This is a genomic window from Spirosoma arboris, assembly GCF_009754945.1.
GTDB classification, from domain to species: Bacteria; Bacteroidota; Bacteroidia; order Cytophagales; family Spirosomataceae; genus Spirosoma; species Spirosoma arboris.
In genome coordinates, this window is the sequence record NZ_WPIN01000045.1 from 1 (window position 1) to 3,132 (window position 3,132).

Here is a 3,132-nt window from a genome sequence, read left to right on the forward strand (position 1 = left end):
CAAATTGAGATACTAGAGCATTTTTAAGTATGCGTTAACACGCAGCAAAGGGTGTCTGGGGGATGCCTAAGGCTTCTGATGGCGAAGAAAGACGTGGCAAGCGACGAAACGGTACGGGGACCCGCTGGCAGGGGCTGATCCGTATGTGTCTGAATGGGGCAACCCGGTAGTTTGAAGAACTATCACTCCTTTCCGGAGAGCAAACGCGGAGAACTGAAACATCTAAGTACCCGCAGGAAGAGAAAACAATTGTGATTCCCTGAGTAGTGGCGAGCGAACGGGGAACAGCCCAAACCAATCACGTTACGGCGTGGTCGGGGTAGTAGGACCTGACATCAAATGACAAGACGAACGGAAAGCACTTGGGAAAGTGCACCATAGAGGGTGAGAGTCCCGTACCGGTCAGTGGCGTCATGGGTTGGGACTCCTGAGTAGGGGGGAACCGGAGAAATTCCCTCTGAATCTGCCGGCACCATCCGGTAAGGCTAAATACAATCAGAAGACCGATAGCGCAGAGTACCGTGAGGGAAAGGTGAAAAGTACGGGGAGTACCCGGGTGAAATAGATCCTGAAACCAGGCACTTACAAGCGGTTGGAGCCCCCAGTGTGGGGTGACAGCGTGCCTTTTGCATAATGAGCCTACGAGTAACCGTCACTGGCGAGGTTAAGATCGTTGACGATCGGATCCGAAGCGAAAGCGAGTCTGAACAGGGCGTCTAGTCAGTGGGGGTTGACGCGAAACTTGGTGATCTATCCCTGGCCAGGCTGAAGGGGTGGTAACACACCGTGGAGGGCCGAACCGATAAGCGTTGAAAAGCTTCCGGATGAGCTGGGGATAGGGGTGAAAGGCCAATCAAACTGAGAAATAGCTCGTACTCTCCGAAATGTTTTTAGGAACAGCGTTACGTGTTACTGTCTGTGAGGTAGAGCGACCAACAGGATGCGGGGGAGTCACATCCTACCAACTTCTGATGAACTCCGAATGCGCAGAGAGGTGCGTGGCAGTGAGGGGCAGGGTGCTAAGGTCCTGCTCCGAGAGGGGAACAACCCAGACCATCATCTAAGGTCCCCAAGTGTGTGCTAAGTTGAACAAAGGCGGTCCGGCTGCTGAGACAGCCAGGAGGTTAGCTTGGAAGCAGCTATTCCTTTAAAGAGTGCGTAACAGCTCACTGGTCGAGCGGGGCGGGCGTCGATAATAAACGGGCATCAAGCACACCACCGAAGGTATGGACATACACAAGAGTGTATTGTGGTAGGAGAGCATTCTATGGGGGGTGAAGTTGCAGCGTGAGCTGTGGTGGACCGCATAGAAAAGCAAATGTAGGCATAAGTAACGAGAATGAGGATGAGAACTCCTCACACCGAAAAGCTAAGGTTTCCTCCGCGATGGCAGTCATCGGAGGGTTAGTCGGGGTCTAAGGAGCAGGCGAATGCCGGGCTTTGAGGGGGATTGGGTTAATATTCCCAAACTATCTATGCAGGAAGTGCAATGACGGAGTGCCAGAGATTCTAGGTCCTGACGGAATAGGGCGTTGAGCGGAGGTTTCGGCTGAAGCGAAGAGTTGACGGGGCTTCCAAGAAAAGTTGTAGTTCGTTAAGCGTATGGATACCCGTACCGTAAACCGACACAGGTAGCTGGGATGAATATTCTAAGGTGCGCGAAAGAATCATGGTTAAGGAACTCGGCAAGATTACCCTGTAACTTCGGGATAAGGGGGGCCGTCTGGCAACAGCGGCTGCAGAGAAGAGGCCCAGGCGACTGTTTACCAAAAACACAGGACTCTGCCAAAATGAAAGTTGACGCATAGGGTCTGACACCTGCCCGGTGCTGGAAGGTTAAGGGGGGAGCTTAGGGGCAACTCGAAGGTTTGAACTGAAGCCCCAGTAAACGGCGGCCGTAACTATAACGGTCCTAAGGTAGCGAAATTCCTTGTCGGGTAAGTTCCGACCTGCACGAATGGTGTAACGATCTGGGCACTGTCTCAACCATGAGTTCGGTGAAATTGTAGTAGCGGTGAAGATGCCGCTTACCCGCCACGGGACGGAAAGACCCCGTGCACCTTTACTACAGCTTAACGCTGAATGCCGGTCAGGCATGTGTAGGATAGGCGGGAGGATGTGAAGTGGTGTCGCCAGGCATCATGGATCCAACCTTGAAATACCGCCCTTGGCTGACTGGCGTTCTAACTGGAGACAGGACCGCGTTTGGTGGGTAGTTTGACTGGGGTGGTCACCTCCGAAAGGGTAACGGAGGTTTCCCAAGGTTTGCTCATGCCGGACGGTAATCGGCAGGGGAGTGCAATAGCAGAAGCAAGCTTGACAGTGAGGCCTACAAGCCGATCTGGTGCGAAAGCAGGGTATAGTGATCCGGTGGTTCCGCATGGAAGGGCCATCGCTCAAAGGATAAAAGGTACGCCGGGGATAACAGGCTGATCTCCCCCAAGAGCTCACATCGACGGGGAGGTTTGGCACCTCGATGTCGGCTCGTCACATCCTGGGGCTGGAGAAGGTTCCAAGGGTTCGGCTGTTCGCCGATTAAAGTGGCACGCGAGCTGGGTTCAGAACGTCGTGAGACAGTTCGGTCCCTATCTGTGGTGGGCGTGGGAATACTGACGGGATCTGTCCTTAGTACGAGAGGACCGGGATGGACTCACCGCTGGCGAATCGGTTGTTTGGCCGCAGGCACGGCCGAGTAGCTACGTGGGGAACAGATAAGCGCTGAAAGCATCTAAGTGCGAAACTGGCCTGAAGATGAGTGTTCCGGTATAAAGGGGTGTTGTAGACGACGACGTTGATAGGTGACAGGTGTAGGCATGGAGACATGTTAAGCCGAGTCATACTAATGGCCCCGGACGCGAGTTAAGGTATTGCTTAAAGGGATGTGTTCTAGGATTGGCAGTTGACAGGAAGGTAGCAGGACAAGGTAATCAGGGTCTCTCTCTGTGGGAAAAAAGACATATATGATATTGATACAACTCCTTCACTAAGGAGGGTATCAGACGAGTCAATCAGGTTGGTGCTGGTAAGGCGGGTGTTCACCTCTCCCATCTCGAACAGAGCCGTTAAGCCCCGTACTGCCGATGGTACTGCTGTCACAAGCGGGAGAGTAGGAAGGTGCCACCTGAATGAAAT

The 3,132-nt window shown here is 53.4% G+C and carries 2 rRNA genes; both read left to right on the plus strand.

Annotation, left to right across the window (positions count from 1 at the left end):
• Positions 1–35: 35 nt before the first annotated feature.
• A 23S ribosomal RNA gene (locus GO755_RS40535) occupies positions 36–2,864 on the plus strand.
• 148 nt (positions 2,865–3,012) lie between these two features.
• Positions 3,013–3,123: ribosomal RNA gene (rrf, locus tag GO755_RS40540) — 5S ribosomal RNA — on the plus strand.
• The last annotated feature ends 9 nt before the right edge of the window (positions 3,124–3,132 follow it).